The sequence below is a fragment of the Candidatus Sarmatiella mevalonica genome (assembly GCF_016751895.1).
Taxonomy (GTDB): Bacteria; Pseudomonadota; Alphaproteobacteria; order Rickettsiales; family Rickettsiaceae; genus Sarmatiella; species Sarmatiella mevalonica.
In genome coordinates this window covers 1-7,833 of record NZ_JACVVM010000064.1, presented here as the reverse complement: position 1 = coordinate 7,833, position 7,833 = coordinate 1, and the positions used below count along the sequence as shown (strand labels likewise).

Genomic DNA, 7,833 nt, shown 5'->3' with positions numbered 1-7,833 from the left:
TTATCTCATAGATATCGCAATAAGCGTAAGGGCTATAATCTAAAGTTTAATATTGTTGCTGGAATTGTTAATTTCAAAAATGATTTCGTTAATAAATTACTTGCCGCTTGATGCTAAAATAATCACGAACAATCTTCTTCACCCCTCGCATTGGCTAATTGTTAATTAAATACTTACGCAAGAGGTCTAATTTTCTTCTAATTCAAATTATTTTGTTAACAGCGCCATAGCTCATAAAATCTTACTCACACAGCAGATCTAATACTTGTTTGGAAGTAAAATCTCAACAGAACTTACTCTTTTTCTTGTTTTATATTTTGCATCTGTTCGAGTAGATTGAGATTATCTGTTCTCACAGCATTTTCATTCTTAGGTTGTATTTGATTTGCCGATGTATTCGGCAATGGATCCTGTTGGTTTTGCGATAAATCATTTTTTATATTGTTTTGTTGAATATTTTGTTGTTGATTCGCGAAATTTGTGAGCGCGCCCTTAATCTGCGCGTCATCTTGTTTCAATCCTTCTTGGTTTTGAATATTCTGTTGGTTGATTTTATTACCATCTGTACGCCTTGATACTTCTTGATTTTTGTTACGATTTGCATCCTCCATATCCTTGCTATTTGCGTTTTGTAGATTTAAGTTATTAGATTGTTCGGAGCGACCTTCAACATTATGCGTATGATCTGCATCAGCATTACTATGAGACTCTCTATTCGCCTCGACATTTTGGCTATACAGGTCTTGCTGTTCCTCATCACCTTGTATATTTAAACCTTGCCGCTTCTCGTAACATAGGTCTTGCTGCTCCTCATCACCTTGTATATTTAAACCTTGCCGCTTCTCGTAACCTTTTTCATACAGATCTTGCTGTTCTTTATCGCCCATTGCATACAGATCTTGCTGTTCTTTATCGCCCATTGCATACAGATCTTGCTGTTCTTTATCGCCCATTGCATACAGATCTTGCTGTTCTTTATCGCCCATTGCATACAGATCTTGCTGTCCTTTATCGCCTGTATTTCGTTTGTTTTTTGGGGTTTTAGCGAGTTCTGGAATACGTACAGTAGGACCTAAGGTGAGCTGCGCCGCGAATCCAAAAATATGATAAAATAGTCGGTGACATACTAATCCAGCGATGATGATATATAGCGGATCATAAGACAAAAGGTCTTCCCAGCCATTGCCAGTAACATACACCTTGAGCGCTGTATAGCCAAGGCTACTAGTACATTGATCTGCGTTAATCTCTGGTACGCGCAGCTCGAATAAACTAATGTTTCTGCCAATGTTATTCCTATAGTCCACTCTTTGAAAAAGGCATGTGCCAAAAAGTATTTGATCGTAAATACTAAATAGTATTACAACTAAACCTATCACAACCATAGGTTGTAGCGTACATGAGATTAAAACGCGCAACCATCCATCAAAATAACGTTTCGTTTCAGAAAACAATATTGTAGGTATAAAAATAGGCGCTAGATACGCGAGCGCAAAAATAGTAACGCTACATACCATATAATGCGTTAGGGCTCGAGTAACTATATGCATCAATACTATGATGAATACTACGATTAATGGCGAGAAAAATGCGAATAATATTATATGTTCAGCGTAAGAAAAGAGCCCAGATGCACCGCGAAAGTCACTCTCTCGCTCGTTTACACCAAAGAATTGACCAATCAAATACGGCAGTGTGTTTACGAGCTTAAACAGACTAGCATCCGCATGCGGGAGTTTGAATGGCTTGAATCCCGTATCTTTACCAACTTCAGTGTGTGTCATAGTTGGGATGAGTTTAGAGTCTACGTTTATGTTATAACTTTCAACAGAACCAAGATACATAGCTATTCTACAATCTATTCTATCCCATATTGCATAATGTTTTTTATTTTCCGCATATTTATCTTTATTAAAAACACACATACCATTGGTATCTAGTGCACCTTCGATGATCTGTATAAAACCCATCATGGAACTTTGTAGCAAGGGCAGGAATAAATCTGCGATGGGGTTAGCTCTTTTGTTTTCATTAAACGAATATAAGGCGCCGCTAAAATATAAAACAAATACAGTTTTAAGTATTAATTCCCAAAACGTGCGAGAATGCATTTGACCACTGTTCATTATTCTAATGCCGTATAGAATGATATATAATGCCACTATCACTAATACCGTACCACGCATACTTTCTTGAAAAGTGTGAAATCCTGCTAGTCGTTGGAGCACTATGTTAGCGTCACCTTGAAACAAGCTACCTATAGTTTGTTGAACGCAACTAACTGCATTACCAGAAAATGAAAAGAGGGACTGGCTATCATTAGATGTATAGCATACATGCGCTATCTTATTATTTTGCGGAATTTCGGGCGTTTCCTGAATAGGTCTTGGTGTAGCTTTGCAAACGAGAGGTCTATCGCCTATAACAGTTGGCATAGTGAGGCACATGTTATTTCTAATCTGTTTGACAGACAACTTGATTTTACCCAGCACCGGATCTCCTCCTAATTTAGGATGAGCGCTAATTTTTGATAATTCCTTAGTAGTATTAAGCGTCATAGTAGTGGATTCTAGCATTCCTTGATCCATAGCAAATCCAAAAGAGAAGTTTTGATCGTTTGGATCACAAGGCGTGAAAGGTTTGCCGTTTTTATCGTCAACTGCTAGACTAGACATTCTGATATGTTCTAATAGGTAGTGATATGCATCATATTTTATCTCTAGCGCGTTAATTGGAAGAGGTACGCATGTATCTGATCTTATCTTTTCATTTATGGCCAATACAGAATGAATCTGCAAAAATGTCGTGATGCATAGGAGTATTATGCGCAACGATATTTTGATTTTTTGCAAAGATAATTTTGTTATCATATTAGTCATCTACTCTCAGTGTTATCGAGGAAAAATATCACGGATGGTTTGTTCTAATTTTCCCGCAGCTGAACGTATTTGAGAGACGGAGTCTGTGCCACTTCCCTTGACTATACTTTGAGCTTCTCCAAGTAAATCATCAATAAATCCATCGCATCCCATAATCACTAATCGCAAGATCGAAAGTATTATAAGGACCGATGCTAAGCCTTGAAAAAAAGTCATTGCATCGAAGAACAGATACAACCAACCCAACGTGGAAGATAGAAAAAAATCCATACTTGCTTTACAGCTCTTTTTTTCCTGCTCAGAGTAGTGATCCCAGTTTGTATCTAATACATATGTTTGTATTGTCCGGAATTTATATGAGTCAGTTTGAGATTTTGGTGAACTGAGTTTAACTTGCTTCGTCTGCAATTGATATTTGCAGCTAGCACTCCATACAGTATCTAGCATTGAAAATGCAAATACCGCTAAAATAACGGCAATAGTTGGTTTAACGATAACCAGTATGAGAGATTTGACCCATACATGAAAAGCATTTGTAGTCGCTTTAAATAATATACATGGTACGAAGATAGGAGAGAGAAAACATAGTACTGAACCAAGGATGACGGCACTGACCGTAACGTAAGTAATATACACTACAATATCCACTACCAGGAGCGGAACCATAAGCGCGCAAAAAAGTATTGGCATAAATATTTCAGATCTGAGTTTTACAAGACCATTAGATAATATTTTTATGACTTCAGGTGGCAAATACTCTCTTAATATGGTTATTATAACAGTACCAACTATTGTAAATATTAGAGCTAACCACGCTATATTCCAAAAAGCTAATCCTACTTTTCCAGGTACAAGGCCTATATGATGCGCAAGACGGCAGTCTATTGTATTTAAAAATGCTAATTGTTTGAATGGCGCTTGATAGTTGGAGGAGTCAAACGAGCATATATGAGATGGTATGTATTGGAGTATTGATGCCTTTAATTCATCCATTCCATTAAATATCAACGGTATTATTATCTCTTGTAATCCATTTGCGCCTTTAAAGCCCACTCCAACGTAGAGTACCGCCATAATTTTTATTATTAGAGTAATGCCATCATGGAACTTTGCTTTTTGCAAGATAATGCTTATACCAAAGAAAGCTATACAAAGCGTTATGATAGCATACACTATATTTCGCATGTTTTCTTGAAAAGACTCGATGTAACTACCTTTCATTTGCATGCTGTCTGTAGAACATACTTGTGGTTTGAAAAAAAGCTTTCGAGACATTTGAAGAACGCAGTGCGCTATGGGAGTTACGATATTAAATGCACTTCTTGAATGATCTACCGCATCTAAGTAGCAACTAGTTCCCCCAGAGCATGAGACGAGGTTGAGTTTATCTTTGTAGAATATATCTTCGCTTCCATCAACACTTCTGGTAAAAAAAGAAGCGTATTTGCCAGTGGGAAATGGTTCCGTAAGATATTTGCATCCCAAGTGCGTTAGTCCAAAGAGAGCCATCGTATCTACGCAAATTGCGTCTAAATCTAGTACAACGTTCCAATACACAGGATGAATGTCGAGCATTACACCAAAATCGCCTACTTTTTTATTAGTAAAAATATCATGATATTTTGGAGCAGAATTTTGCCATGCATCCGCAACATCAGACCAATCACCGTTCCCAAAGACTGCTTTGGCGATGGCCACAGTAGATCTTGCTACATTTACAGCGTTTTGCGCTAGCAATTTAGTATCGTTGCAAATAGCGAACGATACTCGTGGGTCTGAGTAATTTGCACGTTTTTCTATGCTGCAATTGCCTGGTAGCATTTCTTCATTGCGCATTTTAAAACAAAGCAATGTTGTAGCCGCTATATTTGCTCTGCTTAAAGAACTGGCTAAGTCAAAATATGAAGATTTGAAGCATGTATGACTAAATTCTCCCCTGATGATATTGCCAAAATCACTGGTAGCGCATGTAAGGTTAGATAAACCTTCTATTATGCTTGTTACCGTATTTCCCTCATTTTCTGCGCGAGCAGTCAGAGGTGATAGCAATAGCGTAAAAAATAATAAGTGAAATCTAAACCAAGTGCACATGAATGTATTTTTATATCTATGCTAGACTTTATTACTTTTAGTGTATCATTATTTTTTAAGCCTAGCATAAAAAAACCAAAGAAATGCTTTGTGCTATTTGAAAATGCAGAGAATTGTAATTAAATATATTCCTATGACATTTATCTCACATTTTATTTTGTATAAAATAGACACATGACAAAAAACTATTATGACATTCTGGGCGTGTCTAAAGATGCCGATGCATCTGAGATTAAAAAAGCTTATCATAAGCTTGCCAAAAAGTATCATCCAGATCATAACCCTGGTAACGAATCAGCCGAAAAGTTCAAGGAGGTTAGTCAAGCATATGAAGTTTTAAGTGATGTGAAGAAGCGAGCGGACTATGATCGCTTTGGCTCAGATTATGAAAGGCAGCAGAATTATCAAAATAATGCAGGATATTCTTCTGGTGGCTTTGGTAGTGGAGGAGACTTTGGAGATATTTTTAGTGATATTTTTGATGAGTTTTTGGGCGGAAGAGGGCGCTCTAAGTCTCAGGGAATAAATATTAGAGGTTCAGACTTACAATATAATATAAGTATTAGTTTGGAGGATGCTTTTTTTGGCAGTGATAAAAAAATAAACTTTACTACATACGCTAGCTGTGATGCATGCCATGGCGTTGGCAGTAAAGACCCAAAGAGCGTTGTGCAGTGTAAAACTTGTCGCGGTGCGGGCGTTGTGCGTATGACGCAGGGTTTTTTCTCTGTGCAGCAGGGTTGTCCAGAATGTATGGGGGTGGGACATGTTATTCAAAACCCATGTAATAAATGCTCTGGTCAGGGGCGCGTGCAACAAGCTAAAGAATTGAATATCAAAATTCCGGCGGGTATTGGGCATGGTAATAAGATACGCGTCTCTGGAGAGGGCGAGGCTGGGGCGCGCGGTGGTGGTAATGGTGATTTGTATTTGTTAATTTCTATTTCGAAGCATAATTTCTTTACTGTTCATAATAATGATTTGCACTGCAAGGTGTCGATAGATTTTATCACTGCCATCCTAGGGGGGGAAGCGAGTGTGCAATTAATTGAAGGTGGTACGGCGGTATTAAAAATTCCTAGCGGTACTCAAAGCGGCGATAAACTGCGGCTTCGTGGCAAGGGTATGTCGCAGATGCAATCTTCTAGTAGAGGGGATATGATTGCGCAAGTAACCGTGGATATGCCTAAGATGCAAGATTTAAGCAAGGAGCAAATTAATACCCTGCAGAATTTTTGGGATCAGCGGGATGAGGAATCTGGTGGCATTTTTAAAAAAGTGAAGAATTTATGGAGTGATGAAGATTAAATCGTTGATTAAAGTAATACACCTCCTGAGTTGCTCTAATCTGTACTAGTTTGTATTTAATCTGACATGGTGTATAAGAAAAGAGATTAGCGACGTGAGCGCGCCCTAAATAGCGCTGTAGCGAGCGAGCTAAATCTCCATTAACTTTTAGGAGTACTAGAGCTTGCTAAGTACTTGGATAACGTCTCAGCAGCCTGTAAAGCAATGGGATATAGCCCAGATAGTTACTATCGCTTCAAAGAACTCTATGAGAATGGAGGTGAAGAAGCCTTACAGGAAATTAGCAGCAAGAAGCCTATTCTGGCTAATCGTGTTGAGCCACATATAGGAAAGACCGTTGTTGATATTGCGATAGATCAACCAGCATGGAGTCCACCTTAACCTGAATATTGTATCAAAAGAGGAAGACAAAACCCTTGTAAAGCAGTATAAATTTTAAATCGTTTAATCATTCCAATAACATTTTCATTGGTTACTCTTTGACTTGCGATTTCATGATTTTTCTTTTTAGCTTCTTTCGTTAGTGGGTTATGCCTTGTTTTCTTTTTTGGTAATTCGGATTTGCTATGGAGCTTTTGTATGATTTGGTATCCCGTATCAGTAATGACTTTTATATCAGGATTGATCTTAGTGTTAGAGTCTTTGAATACCCTAAAATCGTGACGTTTACCATTGACAAAAGCAGTACATATCACTTGTTTCGTTTTTTTATTTATCACCATTTGACTCTTTAGGGTCATAGTACCCTACATTTTTTTGAGCTCGCTACTTAAGAGTGCAACAAAGAGGTTGTCGGGCGGTCTTAAGTTGTGAGATAATGTCTCGATAAAGCACTTCACGGTTGCGCGAAAGCAGGATTTTAACCTATCAAAGCCTAAGGTAAAAAGGGACCAATGGGAACTTTTACCTCTTCTTTTTTCTTCATTTGTATCTTTTGATAGCAGACTTCTATTAGAACCAGTCACGCAAAACATTTAACTAACCTATTCAGCATAATTTTTGTGAAAGCTAATTGAACAAAAGCCTTAGCGGATGAAGGGGAAATCTCATAATCCTTGGACAATCTTCTGAAATTACCCAGCCACGCAAACGAGCGTTCCACAAGCCACCGCCATTGCTGAACCTTAAACCCCCTCGTTCCGTCCACCGGCTTGACAATGCTCAGCAAACACCCCTGCGTATGCGCATAAAACCATTTTTGTAAATCACCTTGATACCCCCGATCTGCTAAAACTTTTACCAGTCTCGGAAAGTTTTGCTTTAAGCCAAATAGGACTTCCCTAGCACAGTTGCTGTCATGGGGCGTCGCACTATGAACGTCAATGCTCAGCGGATAGCCCAAGGTATCCACAACAATATGGCGCTTTCTGCCTGCCACTTTCTTGCCCCGTCATACCCTTTCTCTACATTTTTTAAAAGAGCGTGTCTTGACGCTCTGACTATCAATGATGCCTATGCTGGGACTTTGGTCTTTTCCAAGCTTCACCCGCAGAGTATTTCTTGTTTCGTGCATTAATTCTTCAAATATTCCCCTATGTTTTAACCGATTAAAGTA

Annotated in this window: 4 protein-coding genes and 2 pseudogenes; 2 read left to right on the top strand and 4 right to left on the bottom strand. The window is 38.3% G+C overall.

Annotated features, from left to right (window positions below; all coding sequences use genetic code 11):
* Nucleotides 1-293: 293 nt before the first annotated feature.
* Together Sarmat_RS05375 and Sarmat_RS05370 are read right to left on the bottom strand one after the other, a co-directional pair.
* Complete coding sequence (locus Sarmat_RS05375; RefSeq protein ID WP_202149770.1) at nucleotides 294-2,870, bottom strand: TrbL/VirB6 family protein; 2,577 nt, start codon at nucleotides 2,868-2,870, stop codon at nucleotides 294-296.
* Between the two features lie 21 nt (nucleotides 2,871-2,891).
* Nucleotides 2,892-4,715, bottom strand: a complete 1,824-nt coding sequence (locus Sarmat_RS05370; protein ID WP_202149769.1) for a hypothetical protein — start codon at nucleotides 4,713-4,715, stop codon at nucleotides 2,892-2,894.
* Nucleotides 4,716-5,144: 429 nt separating this feature from the next.
* Here Sarmat_RS05370 and dnaJ point away from each other — a divergent pair, with 429 nt between their 5' ends.
* The gene (gene dnaJ, locus Sarmat_RS05365; RefSeq protein ID WP_202149768.1) at nucleotides 5,145-6,278 is read left to right on the top strand and encodes a molecular chaperone DnaJ; all 1,134 of its coding nucleotides are present in this window, start codon (nucleotides 5,145-5,147) and stop codon (nucleotides 6,276-6,278) included.
* A gap of 147 nt (nucleotides 6,279-6,425) precedes the next feature.
* Nucleotides 6,426-6,647, top strand: a pseudogene (locus Sarmat_RS05360) (helix-turn-helix domain-containing protein); the annotation flags it as partial.
* Nucleotides 6,648-6,709: 62 nt separating this feature from the next.
* On the opposite strand, the pseudogene Sarmat_RS05355 reads toward Sarmat_RS05360, so the two are convergent.
* Together Sarmat_RS05355 and Sarmat_RS05350 are read right to left on the bottom strand one after the other, a co-directional pair.
* Nucleotides 6,710-7,015: pseudogene (locus Sarmat_RS05355) on the bottom strand (transposase family protein); the annotation flags it as partial.
* A gap of 224 nt (nucleotides 7,016-7,239) precedes the next feature.
* Entirely contained in the window at nucleotides 7,240-7,656 is a 417-nt protein-coding gene (locus Sarmat_RS05350) for a transposase (RefSeq protein WP_341826612.1), read from the bottom strand.
* Nucleotides 7,657-7,833 lie beyond the last annotated feature (177 nt).

Coding starts and splice junctions, on each gene's coding strand:
- Sarmat_RS05375 (WP_202149770.1), bottom strand. CDS start 2,870: ATGATAACAAAATTATCTTTGCAAAAAATCAAAATATCGTTGCGCATA.
- Sarmat_RS05370 (WP_202149769.1), bottom strand. CDS start 4,715: ATGCGCAATGAAGAAATGCTACCAGGCAATTGCAGCATAGAAAAACGT.
- dnaJ (WP_202149768.1), top strand. CDS start 5,145: ATGACAAAAAACTATTATGACATTCTGGGCGTGTCTAAAGATGCCGAT.